14 protein-coding genes are annotated in these 16,218 nt (G+C 38.8%); 5 read left to right on the forward strand and 9 right to left on the reverse strand.

Annotation, left to right across the window (positions count from 1 at the left end):
- Positions 1 to 2 precede the first annotated feature (2 nt).
- Positions 3 to 698: an MBL fold metallo-hydrolase gene (locus F935_RS06585; protein WP_016138197.1), complete on the reverse strand. Its 696-nt coding sequence runs from the start codon at positions 696 to 698 to the stop codon at positions 3 to 5.
- 191 nt (positions 699 to 889) lie between these two features.
- Here F935_RS06585 and F935_RS06590 point away from each other — a divergent pair, with 191 nt between their 5' ends.
- Positions 890 to 2,161 carry a sigma-54 interaction domain-containing protein gene (locus tag F935_RS06590; protein WP_016138198.1) on the forward strand — a complete coding sequence of 424 codons (1,272 nt, stop codon included), beginning with the start codon at positions 890 to 892 and terminating at the stop codon, positions 2,159 to 2,161.
- Between the two features lie 69 nt (positions 2,162 to 2,230).
- A complete protein-coding gene (locus tag F935_RS06595; protein WP_005305012.1) occupies positions 2,231 to 3,142 on the forward strand; it encodes a bestrophin family protein in 912 nt (303 codons plus the stop codon).
- Between the two features lie 48 nt (positions 3,143 to 3,190).
- Here the strand turns inward: F935_RS06595 and F935_RS06600 are convergent, their stop codons facing one another.
- From F935_RS06600 to F935_RS06625, 6 genes are read right to left on the reverse strand one after another with little or no spacing between them, the layout of a single operon-like run.
- Positions 3,191 to 4,249: a 2,3-butanediol dehydrogenase gene (locus F935_RS06600; protein WP_016138199.1), complete on the reverse strand. Its 1,059-nt coding sequence runs from the start codon at positions 4,247 to 4,249 to the stop codon at positions 3,191 to 3,193.
- Positions 4,250 to 4,278: 29 nt separating this feature from the next.
- Positions 4,279 to 5,064, reverse strand: coding sequence for an acetoin reductase (locus tag F935_RS06605; RefSeq protein ID WP_016138200.1), 786 nt, complete (start codon positions 5,062 to 5,064; stop codon positions 4,279 to 4,281).
- A 26-nt stretch (positions 5,065 to 5,090) separates the two neighbouring features.
- A complete protein-coding gene (lpdA, locus tag F935_RS06610; RefSeq protein ID WP_016138201.1) occupies positions 5,091 to 6,494 on the reverse strand; it encodes a dihydrolipoyl dehydrogenase in 1,404 nt (467 codons plus the stop codon).
- 10 nt (positions 6,495 to 6,504) lie between these two features.
- Entirely contained in the window at positions 6,505 to 8,031 is a 1,527-nt protein-coding gene (locus F935_RS06615; RefSeq protein ID WP_016138202.1) for a 2-oxo acid dehydrogenase subunit E2, read from the reverse strand.
- Between the two features lies 1 nt (position 8,032).
- Positions 8,033 to 9,052 (reverse strand): alpha-ketoacid dehydrogenase subunit beta, encoded by a 1,020-nt coding sequence (locus F935_RS06620; protein WP_016138203.1) that lies wholly within the window; start codon positions 9,050 to 9,052, stop codon positions 8,033 to 8,035.
- A gap of 13 nt (positions 9,053 to 9,065) precedes the next feature.
- Positions 9,066 to 10,028, reverse strand: coding sequence for a thiamine pyrophosphate-dependent dehydrogenase E1 component subunit alpha (locus tag F935_RS06625; protein ID WP_004642729.1), 963 nt, complete (start codon positions 10,026 to 10,028; stop codon positions 9,066 to 9,068).
- A 359-nt stretch (positions 10,029 to 10,387) separates the two neighbouring features.
- Here F935_RS06625 and lipA point away from each other — a divergent pair, with 359 nt between their 5' ends.
- Positions 10,388 to 11,374 carry a lipoyl synthase gene (lipA, locus tag F935_RS06630; RefSeq protein WP_016138204.1) on the forward strand — a complete coding sequence of 329 codons (987 nt, stop codon included), beginning with the start codon at positions 10,388 to 10,390 and terminating at the stop codon, positions 11,372 to 11,374.
- Positions 11,375 to 11,530: 156 nt separating this feature from the next.
- Positions 11,531 to 12,670, forward strand: a complete 1,140-nt coding sequence (locus F935_RS06635) for a hypothetical protein (protein WP_016138205.1) — start codon at positions 11,531 to 11,533, stop codon at positions 12,668 to 12,670.
- 49 nt (positions 12,671 to 12,719) lie between these two features.
- On the opposite strand, the gene F935_RS06640 is transcribed toward F935_RS06635, so the two are convergent.
- Complete coding sequence (locus F935_RS06640; RefSeq protein WP_016138206.1) at positions 12,720 to 13,472, reverse strand: iron-containing redox enzyme family protein; 753 nt, start codon at positions 13,470 to 13,472, stop codon at positions 12,720 to 12,722.
- 320 nt (positions 13,473 to 13,792) lie between these two features.
- On the opposite strand from F935_RS06640, the gene F935_RS06645 reads away from it, so the two are divergent.
- Positions 13,793 to 15,022 carry a GGDEF domain-containing protein gene (locus F935_RS06645; RefSeq protein WP_016138207.1) on the forward strand — a complete coding sequence of 410 codons (1,230 nt, stop codon included), beginning with the start codon at positions 13,793 to 13,795 and terminating at the stop codon, positions 15,020 to 15,022.
- Between the two features lie 300 nt (positions 15,023 to 15,322).
- Here the strand turns inward: F935_RS06645 and F935_RS06650 are convergent, their stop codons facing one another.
- On the reverse strand, positions 15,323 to 16,048 hold the full coding sequence (locus F935_RS06650) for a hypothetical protein (protein ID WP_016138208.1): 726 nt from the start codon (positions 16,046 to 16,048) through the stop codon (positions 15,323 to 15,325).
- Between the last annotated feature and the right edge of the window lie 170 nt (positions 16,049 to 16,218).

Genomic DNA, 16,218 nt, shown 5'->3' on the forward strand with positions numbered 1-16,218 from the left:
CCTTATGATTGTGAAATTGAACCACAGGCCTGATTGGCAGGTAGTGCTTTATCGATTTGTTTTGGGTATGGCAGATTTAAATTATTCATCAATTTAATAAAATCTTCTCGTGAGCGATTCTGACCTAAACGTGAATTTTTTAAACGTTCATAACCAATCGTTGAAGATAAACGCCCCTTATAATCGTGCCCCGGATACACAACAGTTTCATCTGGTAGGCTGAAAAGTTGCTTATGAATACTGTCATAAAGTGTGCCTGCATTACCTTGCTGGAAGTCAGTTCGACCGCAGCCATCAATTAATAATGCATCACCAGTGAAAACCATGTTTCCTACCAAATAACTCGTACAAGCATTGGTATGGCCTGGGGTATAACGTGCTTCAATACTGTGGTTGCCCAGTTTAAGCGTGCAACCATCTGTAATTAAAATATCTCCGCAATTTACATCAGAGTTTCGGTGTAAAACTGATTTGCAATGAAAACGTTCCCGAAGTAAATTTGCAGCAGTAATATGGTCTGCATGAACATGTGTATCTAAGGTATAGATGAGCGTAAATTGATGCTGCTCTAATTCTTTTGTATAAATCTCCATATCTGATGCGACTGGGTCAATTAAAACAGCCTCTCGTGTTTCTTCACACCCAAGCATATATGTATAAGTCGAACTTTCCTGCTCAAAAAACTGCTTAAAGAACATGATTTATACCCCAATAATTTATTTCTTTCCTATATTTTGCAAATAAGATGCCAATTATTTAAAATTAAATAATAAATATAAAAATCAAATACTTAAAATTGTAAATAAAATTAGAGTTAGAAAACAAACTCAGCTTGATGTTCCTTTGAAACTCAAGTATGTTTCAATGAAACAAATATGAAACACATGAAATGGCAAAGTTAAATTTTGAGTCAGAACAAGATTTTTTTATTTTATTTAAGCAATTAAAAGCTTTATTCCCAAATGCGAGTCTGTTTTTGGCAGACACAACGACTCAAGCAATTCATTATAAATTTAATACAGACGATATTTCTGTTGAGAGCATGGCAGCACTTACTCAAGACCATCACAATCAATATCTCGAAGTTAATACTCCTAAAATGAGAAAGCGATTTATCTATCAGGAAAATGATATTTATATTGCCGAGCATCGCATTATCGGGAAATTGCATATTCTACAGCCCGTTAGTATAGCAAATGATATTGCTGATCAAGTAGAGCTAACAGAACAACTCCAAGATTTAGCCAAGGTTTTTAATAGTTGCTCACCAGAAATGGCTCGTATGTTTTCAATCATTCAAAGAGTTGCTATTACTGAGTTTCCAGTGCTTGTCCGTGGCGAATCTGGTAGCGGTAAAGAACTTGTAGCACAAGCCATTCATGATTATAGCCAACGTAAAAATAAGATTTTTGTAGCTATTAACTGTGCTGCCCTCAATGCCAATATTCTAGAAAGTGAACTCTTTGGACATGTTAAAGGTGCTTTTACAGGAGCAATTCGTGACCATAAAGGCGTGTTTGAACGTGCCGCAGGTGGCACACTGTTTCTGGATGAAATTGCAGAGATTCCTTTAGAGCTTCAAGCTAAATTATTACGGGTGTTAGAAACAGGTGAATTTACCCCTGTAGGTGGTGAAAAAGCGATTCAGGCCAATGTCCGAATTATTACAGCAACACATAAAGCTTTACGCGAAGAAGCTAAGGCCGGGCGTTTCCGTCACGATCTACTCTATCGTTTACGCGTAATTCCAATTTTTATACCACCACTCAGAGAGCGGAAAGTCGATATTCCTCTCATTGTCGATCAAATTTTAAAAGAAAGCTCAACCCAACTCGACACGATGCCTCGACACGTCAATCAAAAAGCTATGCAGATTTTGCTTAACTATGACTGGCCGGGAAATGTTCGTGAACTTAAAAATACATTGCTTTATGCTTTAACCATGGCCAATGGTAAAAAAGAAATCGAAGTTGAAGACTTACCAAATGAACTTTTAAATGCTGACGATTACGTTAAATTACCCGAAGCAAATACAGAGCTTACCCCCGAAAATGTGCAAGCCGCTTTAGAAAAATATGACCATAACCTGAATATGGTTGCGAATATTTTTGGAATTAGCCGCACGACGCTTTGGCGCTATAGACAAAAACATAAGCTTTAGCTAGGTATTTAGCTCGTCTAAGGCGTATCATATTGCACTTGGTTAGATTCGTTTGTTCAAAGGCTTTATATGATTGTCCGCGATAAAAGCAATGTATTTAAATTATTATTTGCTTGGAAAGGAACAATTTTGCCGAAGGTTTTGCCTGCACTGAGTTTTGTTGTCCTTATTTCAGCATGTGTAGTCTGGCTCTCTTATTATCATTGGATTCAAATACCTACAGTACCCGCGATTGGTTTTACTATTTTTGGTGTGATTCTTTCGATTTGTACGGGTTTTAGAAATAACGCGTGTTATGACCGCTGGTGGGAAGGCCGCAAACTTTGGGGTGCTTTAATTGCCAATGCCAGACATATCGTCAGAGATAGCCATGTTTTATCTAATGAACAACGTGAACATTTAATCCATCAGGTCTTAATTTTTAGTAATTTATTGCGTGATCGTTTACGTCAACAAACAGTCGAACCTACAAAATTTCTCGAACATGCCTATTTAAATAACTCTTCGCTTAATTATTTAAATGAGCATATTAATGCACCGCAATTTGTACTCGAAAATATTCAAAAAGATTTAGTTAAAATACTAAAAGATGGTGAAATTAGTGACATTATCTATAGCACCTTAAATCGACATATTATTGAGCTAGGCAATATCCAAGCAGGTTGTGACCGAATTGCTGGTACGCCTTTGCCCTACTCTTATTCAGTACTTTTACATCGTGCCGTTTACTGTTTCTGTTTCATCTTACCGTTTAGCCTTGAAGCTGCTTTAGGCATTTGGACACCGCTTATTGTCGGCTTAATCGCTTATATGTTTTTAGGGCTAGATGCCTTAAGTGCTCAAATTGAAGAACCTTTTGGTTTGCAAGAAAATGATTTACCGCTTGATTCAATTGTGCGTTTGATTGAACGAGAGTCTCTAAGCTCTTTAGGGCAGCCATTACCGCCTATTATTGAAGCCCAAAACAACAATTTACTTTAATAAAAAAGAGCGAATTATCGCTCTTTTTTTATAGGTTTAAGTGTCTATTTAGGGCTGTACAATAATCTTAACTGCTGACTCATTGTTATGAATTAAGGTTTCAAAACCTTGTGAAATCAAATCATCAAGTTGAATGCGCTGCGTAATAAAAGGTTCCAGATTTATTTTACCTTCTTCGACCAGTTTAATGGTTTCTTGATGGTCATTTACGTAGGCAATTGTGCCTCGTACATCAAGCTCTTTCATTACCACACTGTGCACATTAATTGATGCTGGATGACTCCAAATCGAAACAATAACAATAACACCTGTTGGTTTTACTGCTGCAACCAAGGTATCTAACACCTTGTTAACGCTACTACATTCAAACGCGACATCAACGCCATTACCATTGGTAATTTTCATGACCTCAGAAACAACATCAACTTCTGACGGGTCTAAAATATAATCAGCGACTCCCGACTCTTTGGCTTTTTCTTTACGTTTGGCACTCAGTTCGGTAATGATGACCTTAAGCCCTTTCGCTTTTAAAATTGCCGAAAGCAATAAACCAATTGGGCCCGCACCGCCCACTAAAGCAATATCTCCAGCTTTTGCACCACTACGTACGAAAGCATGGTGACCCACCGATAACGGTTCAATTAAGGCTGCTTGATCTAGGGGAATTTTATTGGAAATTGGATGCACCCAACGGCGTTTAACCGCAATTTTTTCCGATAAACCACCGCCACGACCGCCTAAACCAATAAAGTTCATATTTTTGGAAAGATGATAATTATCACCCGGTCCAGTCGGTACATCCTCAGCCACAATATAAGGCTCTACGACCACATGTTGACCAATTTCAATATCATCAACACCTTCACCAACTGCATAGACAACACCTGAAAACTCATGTCCCATGGTAATTGGTGCAGATTCGCCTGAAATAGGATGCGGATGCCCACACGGTGGAATAAAAATCGGTCCTTCCATAAACTCATGCAAATCTGTACCACAGATTCCACACCAAGCTACCTTAATGCCTATGGTGCCGGGAGTGACTTCTGGTTCAGGGATATCTTCAATACGAATATCGCCTCTGTCATAAAAACGCGCTGCTTTCATTATTATGTCCCTCAAATCAGGATGTTGTTTTAGCGATAGACAATGCCGCCGTCCGTTAAAATGGATTGACCTGTAATATAGTCCGAATCTTCACTTGCCAGAAAAGCAACTAATGCGGCTACATCGTCTGGTGTTTGTGCTCTACCTAAAGCAATGCCTTCCACATACTTTTTATAAGTTTCACCTATTTCGGCACCTGAAATTTCAGCAAAACGCTTATCAATTTCAACCCACATGTCCGTTCCGACAATTCCGGGACAATATCCATTTACCGTAATACCATGACTGGCATATTCTTTTGCCGCAGCTTGGGTAAGTGCCCGTACCGCAAATTTGGTTGCCGAGTAAATACCGAGTAAAGCAAACCCATCATGGCCTGCAATTGAGCATGCATTAATGATTTTACCTTTATGTTGGCGTTGCTTGAATTTTGCAGCAGCAGCCTGAATGCCCCACAGCACGCCACCAATATTGATATCAACAATTTTGTGAAATTCATCAGGTGTAATATCAGCAATCGCTTGAACCTGTGCAATTCCAGCATTATTAATCATGACATCGAATCCACCAAGGGTCTGCTCAGCATGATTTATAGCGGCGTATACTTGCTCACGGTCACTCACGTCGGCAATAAATGTACTCGCATTTACACCTAAAGCCTGAATTTCCTGCTGCACATCGTTCAATCGATCTTGTTTCATATCGACTAGTGCAATGTGTGCTCCTTCTCGCGCCAAGCGCAGGGCAATCCCGCGGCCAATGCCTTGAGCTGCCCCTGTTACTAAAACGACTTTATCTTTTAATCCCTTAACCATATTCAACTCCTGTAAATGCAGAATTTCTACATATGAATCGCTCGTTGCATTGAAGCCAAAATGGATTCATGCATGGCTTCTGATAAAGTTGGATGCGGGAAAATCACTTGAGCTAAACTTTCATCCGTTGCTTCTAGATATTTGGCAATCGCAAAACCTTGGATATGTTCAGTCACTTCATGGCCGACCATATGTGCTCCAAGTAGCTCGCCCGTTTCTGCATGTATCACCGTTTTAACGAAACCTGTTGCATCGCCAATTGCCAAAGCTTTGCCATTTGCAGTTAAAGAAAACTTACCGATTCGTATAGGTAGATTCTTAGCTTTTGCTGCATTTTCCGTTAAACCAATACTCGCCACTTGTGGATGCGTAAAAATACAACCCGGAATCTGGCTACGATCGAGTGAATGTACGTTTGCTACACCAGCAATTTTCTCGACACATATCATGGCTTCATGACTTGCTTTATGGGCAAGACACGGTGCCCCAGCCACATCACCAATCGCATAAAGCCCTGCTACGTTGGTTTTACAATAGTCATCAATTGCCACAAAACCTTGTGGATTCAGTTCTACACCTAAACGCTCCAGTCCTAGCCCCGTGGTATTAGGCTGTACACCAATTGCTGAAAGCACACGGTCAAAAACGATCGTTTGAACATCATTTGCCGTTTCAATTACACAGTGAACTTGCCCATTTTCAATTTGAATACTTTGAACGACGGCATCGGTTAAGACCTTCATTCCTTTTTGTTCAAATTGTTTTCTGACAAATTGAGCAACTTCAGCATCTTCAGTCGGTAAAATCTGCTTGGCTAAATCAATAAGCGTGACCTGACATCCTAAGTCTTGATAAAGGCTAGCGAACTCACTACCAATCGCACCTGAGCCCACAACCAGTAAACTTTTTGGTAATTTCTCTGGTACAAGCGCTTCTTTATAGCTCCAGACGTACGTTCCATCGACAGGAAGCTGAGGAACATGTCGAGCTTTAGCTCCAGTTGCCAAAATAATATGGGGTGCACTCAAAGCTTGACTTTTACCTTGAGCATCGGTCACTTCAATTTTTTCTTTCGCTGTAAATTGAGCACGACCATTAAAAACCGTCACCTGATTCTTTTTAAGTAAGTAATCGATGCCTTGTACTAACTGAGCTGAAACTTGTCGGCTATGTTGCACAAGCTTTTGAATATCAAAATCGAGTTGAGATACCTGAAAACCAAACTGTCCTGCATGTTTAAACTGAGTTGCAAGCTCTGCCCCTGCAAGCAAAGCTTTAGTTGGAATACAGCCCCAATTTAGGCAAATTCCGCCTAAATGTTGCTCTTCTACAATTGCGGTTTTTAATCCGAGCTGGGCTGCACGAATTGCAGCCACATACCCACCCGGTCCCGCGCCAATCACAATTAAATCAAATTGAGCTTCTGACATGCGGGTTCTCCTACACCAAAATTAAAGCAGGGTTTTCAACAAACTGCTTAAAGCTGGCTAAGAATTTCGCCCCAACTGCACCATCAATGACTCGGTGGTCGCAGGACAACGTCGCTGTAACAATCTCACGAACCACTACATTGCCATTTTCAACAACAGCGCGAGATTCAGAAGCACCTAATGCCATAATTGCACCTTGCGGTGGATTAATAATGGCATCGAACTGTTTAATGCCTAACATTCCTAAATTTGAAATGCTAAAGCTGCCGCCCTGAAACTCGTCAGGTTGTAACTTGCCCGTCTTAGCACGGGTTGCTAAATCACGCATGTCATCGGAAATTTGTGCCAACGATTTTTGATTTGCTGCTTTTACAATTGGTGTAATTAAACCATTTGGAATCGCTACAGCCACCGAAATATCCGCTTGAGAGAACTGTAAAATTGATTGAGTCGCCTCATCAAATTGAACATTCACCTCAGGCACTTTAATCAGTGCCGCGGCGGCGGCTTTAATTAGCATGTCATTAATAGAAAGTTTGACTTGTGGAACAGTCTCATTAATTTGCTTTCGTAAATTTTGCAAAGCTTCCACGTTTAGATCGACCACTAAGCGGAAATGCGGTGCATTACGTTTAGCAGCCTGTAACCGTGAAGCAATCGCTTTACGCATACCATTCATCGCCACCGTCGTAATGGTCGATTGTGGTTGAGCAGCACATTGAGCAGATTGTTCATTTACCGACGTTGGGTTATTGCGATAGTAAACTGCTTCAACATCTTCTTTACAGACACGGCCACGAGTACCTGAAACACGGCAGTCATTTAGGTTAATGCCCCATTGTTTTGCTAAACGGCGTGCTACAGGTGTCGCTGAAACTTGACTATCGTCGGCAGTAGATTTAACAACTTTAGCTTGAGTTTGCTGTTTAACATCAGGCCATTGACCTCCAGCAGCCTGCACAGCTTTCTGGATGTCTTGAACACTAATACGTCCTTCACGACCAGAACCTGTGACTTTCGCCAAGTTCACATTATGCTTTTCAGCAAGTTTTAACGCATGCGGTGTTGTAAATAACTCATCAGATGTTTGATAGCCTTGTAATGACTCCGGTACAGTATAGTCACCTTTAGCTACCTTTGCAGGAGCTGGAGCACTTGCAGCTACAGACTGTGGTTGTTCGGTTTTTTCAGCAACAGGTGCAGATGTTTCCGCTTTACTTTGTTCCGAAGGGGCTTTAGCAGCTGAACCGCCTAGTGATGCAATAAACGTTTCAATTTCTGCATCAGAAACTTCACTATCAGCACATACCGCAATAAGACCACCAACGGGTAGCGTATCACCGTCTTTTGCCAAAATTTTACGAAGCGTTCCAGCAAAAGGCGCTTCTAACACATTGACGATTTTTGTGGTTTCAATTTCACAAATTTCATCGCCCTTATTAAAACTATCGCCTTCTTTAATCAACCATTGGGCAATCGTGCCTTCTTCCATGGATAATCCCCATTTCGGGATCTCCAGCGTTTTAATTTCGCTCATCCTAAGCCTCCAATGTTTTTCGCACAGCTTGCTCAATACGCTCTACACTTGGAATCCATTCTTTTTCTAAAACTGGAGAGAATGGAACAGGCGTATGTGGTGGCGTTACGAGTTCAATAGGTGCTTTTAAATAGTGGAAACCTTTTTGTGCGACCAGTGCAGCAACATCATGCCCAAAGCCACAGCGTGCCGCTGATTCGTCCACAATAACCACACGCCCAGTCGATGCAACAGACTCTAAAATTCCTTCTTCATCAAGAGGTGAAATTGTTCGAGGGTCTACCACTTCAACCGAAATGCCATCTTTTGCTAGTTTGTCTGCTACTTCATTGGCCCGGTGTACCATCAATCCTAAAGCAATAATGGTCACGTCTGTCCCTTCACGGGTGTAATTTGCTACACCAAAAGGAATGGTATAGGCATCATCTGGAACTTCGCCTTTAATGTCATAGAGCATTTTATGCTCACAGAAAACTACAGGGTCGTCATCACGAATAGCCTGAATTAAAAGCCCTTTTACGTCGTATGGACTAGATGGCACCACAACTTTTAAGCCTGGAACCGCAGCAAATACGTTATATGGTGACTGCGAATGCTGAGCTGCCGCAGAAAAACCAGCACCAATCATGCCACGTACAACCATTGGCGCTTTTGCTTTTCCACCAAACATATAACGGAATTTAGCGGCTTGGTTATAGAGCATGTCATGACACACGCCGTAGAAATCCATAAACATTAAGTCGGCAACAGGACGTAAACCTGTTGCCGCAGCACCAGCGGCCATACCAATAATTGCTGATTCGGTAATTGGCGTATCAATAACACGCTCTGAACCAAATTCAGTCCATAAGCCTTTGGTTACACCAAGTACACCACCGAAGCCTTCAAGCTCATTATCTTCAGTATTTTTACCACCATGTCCACCGCGCACATCTTCGCCCACAACAAAAACAGTTGGGTCACGGCGCATTTCTGATTCAATCGCTTCTTTAATCGCATTACGAAAACTTTTATTTGGCATCTTTACTATTCCTTTAGTAAGAGACATAGACGTCGGTAAGGAGTTGTTCTGGTTTTGGATATGCCGCAGCGCGAGCTTTAGCAACTGCATCATCAACATTTGCCTTAGACACAGCATCAATCTCGTCTAATTTGGCTTCATCAATTTTGCCTTTAACTTTTTCTCGGAAAATTTTCAAAGGATCTTTATTTTCTTTAACGAAATCGACTTCCTCTTTTGAGCGAATGAGGCCCGGGTCACCTTCAAAATGTCCATAAAAACGGTTAGTAATCGTCTCAATGACACTTGGACCTTCGCCACGGCGTGCACGTTCAATAGCAGTTTGAGCAGCTTCATAAACTGCAAAGAAATCTGTACCGTCGACTTTAACCGCTGGTAAACCAAAACCTGCTGCACGACCAGCAATATCTTTGCTTCCGACTGCATAATCATGGCCCGTACCTTCGCCAAAACCGTTATTTTCAAAGACAAAAATCACAGGAAGTTTAAGTACAACTGCCATGTTCATTGCTTCGAAAGTAAGGCCTTGGTTTGAACCACCATCACCTGTAAAAGACAGCCCGACACCGCCAGTTTTTAAGGTTTTCGCTGTTAGTGCAGCACCAATTGCTAAAGGAGGCCCACCACCCACAATCCCGTTAGCACCAAGCATGCCTTTATCTAAATCGGCAATATGCATAGAGCCGCCTTTTCCACGGCACAGCCCATCATCTTTACCGAAAATTTCCAGCATCATGCCGTGAATGTCACAACCTTTTGCAATACAGTGACCATGTCCACGATGGGTTGAAGTGATATAGTCTTTATCAGTTAGGTTTTCACAAATTCCGACTGCTACAGCCTCTTCTCCACTATATAAGTGAATAAAACCTGGAATATCACCATTGGTATTTTCTTCGTGAAGTCGATCTTCAAATTCACGAATATCACGCATGCTTTTATATGCTGCGAGTAATTGCTCTTCCGTTAATTGCATATCCTTTTCCTTTATTATCTTGATTTTAAAAATCTAACCAAGTTTCAAGCGAAAATCTAATTCGCTATAAATACTTAAACGCAAAATTAATAATTGATCTATTAGACTAAAAAGTTTTTATTTAAAATATTGTTAATTATTTTTTAAATTTCAAAAACTTAATTAGCAAAAATAATTTTAAAAATTTTTTATAATTTTCATAAAGTTATAAAACAAACCTTTAACCAACCTTTATTGTTTTAGAATATTAGCCACATCCTGTGCTTTAATTAATTTTGATTTATTAAAAAGGTTTAAATAAATCTATAATTAAAAAAACAGGAGTTTAAGTAAGTTTTAAATAAAATGGAATTATTAATATGGATTTTAAAAGACAAGTTGAAACTGGTATTAAATTACGGGGAGCTGATAAAGTCGCCCGTATTCCAATTAAGGTTTTACCAACAGAAGAGTTACCTACTAAACCAGAATGGATTAGAGCAAAAATAACCGATTTTGAAGAAATCAAGCGCATAAAAAATTTACTGCGCCAACAGAAGTTGCATAGTGTTTGCGAAGAAGCTGCTTGCCCAAACTTACCTGAATGTTTTGGTGGAGGTACGGCAACATTTATGATTATGGGAGATATCTGCACTAGACGTTGCCCTTTTTGTGATGTTGCTCATGGTCGCCCAAAACCTTTAGATGAAGATGAACCCAAACATTTGGCGGAAACTGTCGAAAACCTAAACTTGAAATATGTTGTGATTACCTCTGTAGACCGTGATGATCTACACGATGGTGGCGCTGCACATTTTGTAAAATGCATTGAAGAAATCCGAAAACGCTGCCCAGAAACGCTGATTGAGATTTTAGTACCAGATTTTCGCGGTCGTTTAGAGACTGCTCTTTCGACTTTAAGCTTATCTCCTCCAGATGTGTTTAATCATAATATTGAGACGGTTCCGCGCTTATATAAAGCGATGCGCCCAGGCTCCGACTATCAACATTCACTAGAGTTACTAAAACGCTTTAAATCATATTGTCCCGATATCAAAACCAAATCTGGTTTAATGGTTGGATTAGGGGAAATTGAAGCGGAAGTGCTTGCCCTACTGAATGACCTAAAAGATTATCAAGTAGACCTTATTACCATTGGACAATACTTACAGCCTTCAAAGTCACATGCCCCTATTCATCGATTTGTAAACTTACAAGAATTTGAAAGATACACGCGACATGGTAAGCGATTAGGTTTTAAAAATATTTGGAGTGCACCTATGGTTCGTTCTAGCTATTTTGCTGATCGACAATATTTTGGAGAATCTGTACCAAAGCCTTTTAGTCGACAAGATGTCTTATCTTAACGATCATGTAATTAACAAAACTTATCCAATAGGCTAATGGTCAAGACTCATAAAAGTATTTAAGGTAAGGAGATAACGAGGAAATAGTCACAATAAAAAAGTTATAACTGTTGAGCGGCTACGGATACGCCATTTCAATGATAAAGGAATTTCGATATGGATATGTCAAAACAATTATCATCACCTTTTTTAGATACCATGCCGTCATTATTTCGGCCAGAAAAGTCATCTCATTCTAAACAATTAGCAAAAAAGCCATCAGTTGACCTTGAAGCGGCTCCGTTATTTGACCTAACCGAAGAATGGGAACATTCGTTATTTGGTCGTTCTATTCATGAGTGTCATCGAAACTTAATGCACATTGCTGAAGATGCCGATATGGCAATTGGTGTGACCGATCCACATGGCACGCTACTCTGGACATGGAGTAGTACACCTATGCGTTCATCGGCAGAACAAGTCCACTTTGTGGAAGGTGGCCAGTGGTCTACTCAGGCAGTGGGACAAAATGCAATTGGTTTAGCATTAAATACTCATTCAGCTAACTGCGTTTATTCACACGAAAACCAAATGAATAGTGTAAGAGATTGGGTCTGTTATGCAGCACCGATTACCGATGCACACACCGGTCAATTTTATGGGATTATGAATTTATCAACAAAATATCAAAAACATAATTCTCTTGGTCTTTTAGCTGTTGAAAGATGTGCTGATATTGTGAAGCAAGCAATTCAGCTTCATCAGAAAAATATTTTATATATTAAGGCGTTTGGTACTCCTAAAGTTCAATATAACCAAAACAGCCTAACATTAACTCAACGACAGATTGAAATCCTATGCATTCTGACACTTTGTCCCGAAGGGATTAACCTTGAAGAACTTCACTATGCTTTATATGGTGATCGACCAGTAAGTACCACCACCTTAAAAGCAGAACTCTCTCAACTTAGAAACCTAATACCTGACGTCATCGAGTCTCGCCCTTATAGACTTAACTGTGAAATTCAATGTGATTTCTTAATGGCAGAGCAAGCATTAAACCTAGGCTTCACATCGACTACCCTTACTCTCTATAGAGGAAGTTTTTTAGCTAAATCAGAAAGCCCATTTTTGTGTGCATGGAGAGACTGTTTTGATGCTCGCTTAAGTCACGTGATTTATCAGATTGAAGATGTTGATCAATTATTACGAGTGGTCAGTCGTGTGCCAGACCGTGTAGATGCTGTTGAACGCTTACTTGAATTATTACCCGAAGAAACACCTTACCGAACAAAGCTGTTAAAACTACTCGAATAAAATAAAAGGGAGAATATCTATAAAATATTCTCCCTTTTTTAAGGTGAGATCAAGCAGAGGCTTGAAGCTGTACCTTATAGCAATCGTCTAAAGCTAATTCATAATACCGAAGACCTTCTTCAGCAGCATGAAATGCTTTTTGCTGCCAGTCAGGACGATCATTACATAAACGCTTAATCAGCTCCATGGCTTCATAAGGATGAAGATCATCATAGTGAGCATGCGCACGCAACCAAGCCAAGGAACGCTTATCAATCGTTACTTCAGGATGATCCGTATAAGTATGAATCCCCTTATAGACCTGAATGGACCAGTCCCCCGTTGCCCATTCAATTGCCAGATTTGTTGCAGCAAGGCATTCTGCCAAATTACCACGATGACTCATATTCCATAAGAAATGGTTTACCGCATTCATCGCAGCTGGTGGCCGCACGCTATCGAGCTGATCTACAGTTAAACCAAAACCTCCAGCCCAGTCGCGATACCATTTTAAGTGTCGCTCTTCTACCTTAATATTTTGGATTAACCAATCTCGTGCTTCTGTAACGCCAGGTTCAGAAAAACCCGTTGCTTTGCCTAATGCCCCAGCCATATATGACGGGAAATGAGCGACTAATGGATAGAAATTAAGTAAAGCATAACGGAAACTATTTAGGCTCAATCCCCCATTGGCCATTTCCGAAAAAAACGGATGTTTACTTACCCGTTCTTTCGCTGGTAGCAGGTCATCCCAGAACTGCTGTGACCATCCATTATGCGGTGTAATTTCTAAATGCATTCCATATTGATTTAGAGCAGTCATTGCTAATTTTCCTATTTATATGACAGCAATCATCTGTATTTCACGCTACAAGTCTATCCGAAAATGATAAAGATACAATCGTTAATCGACCATTTGTAACTTTTTTCGATGGATTGCGATGCTTTAGATAATTGTTACGCTAATCATTGAAATGTCGTGATTTTTATCACATTTAACTCAGATAAAAATCATTACTTTTTTAAAAAATCTGTATTATTATTTTGAATAAATGACACATTATATAATCAATATTTTTAGATGGAACTTTACCAAAAATAAGTCTCATTTTATGACAACTTCCAATATAGAGAGCATTAATTATGAAGTTGCAGGGTTCCAATATATTGGGACAGGAACAAATAGATTTATTAACCACACGAGGATTAAACTTCGTATGGTTTCCAAAGCAGCTTGAAACGATTTATCGTTTTCAATACCAAAACGGTGCTGCCTATGAGTTCCGCTATAGAGCTCCTATTATTTTAATATTATATATATTTTTAAGCTTTGGTATATATCAAGTATTGCCAACTGAGCAAGTTTTACCCTGGTTTAGTTATTATTCTTGGGTTGGTGTAATTATTTTTCTTGCCTGGATTTTATCATTCATTAAAAAATTAAATCAGTATTTCGATTATTATGTAGGAATTGGCTCAGCTTTAGCGGTAGCAATTACTTTTATTTTAATTAACGTTATTGAAAATGGCCAAGAGAATGTTCTTTTTCATGCGGCGATGATGTATGCGATTGTAATTATCTATGGTGCAGTAGGTATGCGTTTTTATACCGCCATATTTGCTGGATGGGTTGGAGGAATTGTTGGAATTTTGGCAAGTAACTACTTAAATGGGGTAATCGACTGGACTTTCTTAAACCGAACTTACACCTTCAGTAGTTTCTTGGGAATGACCCTTGCCTATGCAACTGACCGCCAACATCGAGAAAACTACTTACAAAACTGCATGATCGAGCTGAATCGCATTGAACTCATGCAACAAGCACAGCAATTATCTTTACTTTCACAGCAAGATGCACTCACTGGTTTAGCAAATCGACGCTATCTAGACGAAACACTGGATAATGAATGGCGACGTGCTTTGCGACACGAAACGCCCCTTACCATCATGATGGTCGATATTGATTACTTTAAATCTTACAATGACACGTTAGGGCATCTAAAAGGTGATGAATGTTTAAAAGAAATCGCAATTGCTATTTCTTCTATTGCTGCCCGTAGTGGTGATCTAGTAGCACGTTATGGCGGCGAAGAGTTTTTACTGTTATTCCCAATGACAAATGCTCAGCAAGCTTTGATCCAGGTTGAACGTTTAATGAGTGCGATTGATAAAATTGCAATTGAGCACCCTTGTAGTGATGTTTCACCACATGTCACCATTAGTGTAGGAGTCGCAACCACAATTCCTCGTCTAAACGATTCAATTTCTGCTTTTGTAGCGCGTGCTGACCATGCTTTGTATAAAGCAAAAACGAATGGGCGTAATCAATATAAGATTGCTGTAAACGAAGAACAAATTGTAGATTTAACCTAAAAATTCAAACTTCTATTCAAAATGAATTTTGATCAACGATTATCTCTCTTAAATTTCTTATAACTCCTTTTTCAATTAAAACGAATAGAGATATACAATTAGCTTTTCCATCCGTGGTAAAGCTAAAATATAATTTAGAAGCAATATTATAAAAAACCTCTTTTATTTAAATTTAAACCATTCGTTAAAAATAAATTATATAAACTCAATAAATTCAGCGACCTTCCATACATTAATATCCTATTTTAGAAATTAAAATTATGAGCTTTAGTCAATATAATATAGAAAAATTCCACTTTATTAGAAGCCACCTTTCAGCCTCTTCCAAAATTTAATGAAAAAATAGAATAATGAATTTTGTTCTATTCTTTGCGGTACAGTGGAAATAGTTTCAGCCGAAAATGGTAACATCGAAACAATATTCTCATGTATTGTTTCATAATTTGGATAAGCTTCTTTTTTTATTATTTCTATAATTTTTTGTATTTCATCAATAGATAAATTTAAAAATCTCTTAATTTCTTGAGCTGTTTTTGACTCAATAGACAATAAAGCACAAACTCTAGTGACATTAACAATCTGCTCTGTATGAATATTTTTAAAGTCTGGATAACACACAAGCTTATAAATAATTTTTGTCTCTAAATGTTCTTTAGACACTATATTCTCGTTACTTATTATACGTTCTTGATGACTTATTTTAAAATATTCATTCTTCTCAATATCTTGCAAAATATTTAGAAGCTCCTGATATCTTATTGGTCTCTTCAAACCATACTGATAGCCCTTTAAAAGTTCAGGATTATTACTTAGTACGATCTTAATTTTTTTAGGAATAAGTATGTTGGTATAACCACTATCTAAATCAATAATATGTATATCTGGATTGTTTTCACTATATGTCCAGTTCCCCAAAAGATGAGATGACAAAGATAAGTCATGAATAACTTTTATCATCGCCTCTAAATTTTTAGGCAATAGCCTATCCTTTGACATACAGCCAATTCTATATGTGCACTGATTCATTGATATTTCCCCAATTTCAATGATGACTTTAAAAATTCTTTGTTTAAAGTAATAATAACTTAAATATGTAATAAACTTATGTAAAGGCAATTTGAGTCAAATTACCTTTAAGAGATAAATATAAATATTTGGTGCAGTAAAAATTAACAATATTTAATTGCTAAGTTCTA

This window comes from Acinetobacter calcoaceticus ANC 3811 (assembly GCF_000399665.1).
Classification (GTDB): Bacteria; Pseudomonadota; Gammaproteobacteria; order Pseudomonadales; family Moraxellaceae; genus Acinetobacter; species Acinetobacter calcoaceticus_B.

Coding starts and splice junctions, on each gene's coding strand:
- F935_RS06620 (WP_016138203.1), bottom strand. CDS start 9,052: ATGCCAAATAAAAGTTTTCGTAATGCGATTAAAGAAGCGATTGAATCA.
- F935_RS06650 (WP_016138208.1), bottom strand. CDS start 16,048: ATGAATCAGTGCACATATAGAATTGGCTGTATGTCAAAGGATAGGCTA.
- F935_RS06595 (WP_005305012.1), top strand. CDS start 2,231: ATGATTGTCCGCGATAAAAGCAATGTATTTAAATTATTATTTGCTTGG.
- F935_RS06585 (WP_016138197.1), bottom strand. CDS start 698: ATGTTCTTTAAGCAGTTTTTTGAGCAGGAAAGTTCGACTTATACATAT.
- lpdA (WP_016138201.1), bottom strand. CDS start 6,494: ATGTCAGAAGCTCAATTTGATTTAATTGTGATTGGCGCGGGACCGGGT.
- F935_RS06590 (WP_016138198.1), top strand. CDS start 890: ATGGCAAAGTTAAATTTTGAGTCAGAACAAGATTTTTTTATTTTATTT.
- F935_RS06625 (WP_004642729.1), bottom strand. CDS start 10,028: ATGCAATTAACGGAAGAGCAATTACTCGCAGCATATAAAAGCATGCGT.
- F935_RS06615 (WP_016138202.1), bottom strand. CDS start 8,031: ATGAGCGAAATTAAAACGCTGGAGATCCCGAAATGGGGATTATCCATG.
- F935_RS06605 (WP_016138200.1), bottom strand. CDS start 5,064: ATGGTTAAGGGATTAAAAGATAAAGTCGTTTTAGTAACAGGGGCAGCT.
- F935_RS06600 (WP_016138199.1), bottom strand. CDS start 4,249: ATGAAAGCAGCGCGTTTTTATGACAGAGGCGATATTCGTATTGAAGAT.
- F935_RS06635 (WP_016138205.1), top strand. CDS start 11,531: ATGGATATGTCAAAACAATTATCATCACCTTTTTTAGATACCATGCCG.
- F935_RS06640 (WP_016138206.1), bottom strand. CDS start 13,472: ATGACTGCTCTAAATCAATATGGAATGCATTTAGAAATTACACCGCAT.
- F935_RS06645 (WP_016138207.1), top strand. CDS start 13,793: ATGAAGTTGCAGGGTTCCAATATATTGGGACAGGAACAAATAGATTTA.
- lipA (WP_016138204.1), top strand. CDS start 10,388: ATGGATTTTAAAAGACAAGTTGAAACTGGTATTAAATTACGGGGAGCT.